The organism is Caballeronia sp. M23-90, from assembly GCF_053574605.1.
Genome location: NZ_JBSIPA010000992.1, coordinates 1 through 350 on the forward strand (window position 1 = coordinate 1; position 350 = coordinate 350).

Sequence of the window (350 nt, forward strand, 5' to 3'; positions counted from 1 at the left end):
ACCTTCACGATACCGCGCTCGATACGACCCGTCACCACCGTGCCGCGACCCGAGATCGAGAACACGTCTTCCACCGGCATCAGGAACGTACCGTCAATTGCACGCTCCGGCGTCGGGATGTACGTGTCCAGCGCATCAGCCAGGTTCAAAATCGCCACTTCGCCCAGCTCGCCCGTGTCGCCTTCCAGCGCCAGCTTGGCCGAACCCTTGATGATCGGCGTGTCGTCGCCCGGGAAATCGTACTTCGACAGAAGCTCACGCACTTCCATTTCGACGAGTTCCAGCAACTCGGCGTCGTCCACCATGTCGCACTTGTTCAGGAACACGATGATGTACGGCACGCCAACCTG

General features: G+C 60.3%; 1 protein-coding gene. It reads right to left on the reverse strand.

The genetic code is table 11. The features are described from left to right. On the reverse strand, nt 1-350 hold a 350-nt coding region (locus tag ACRXB1_RS37465; RefSeq protein ID WP_449494948.1), incomplete at both ends, for a GTP-binding protein.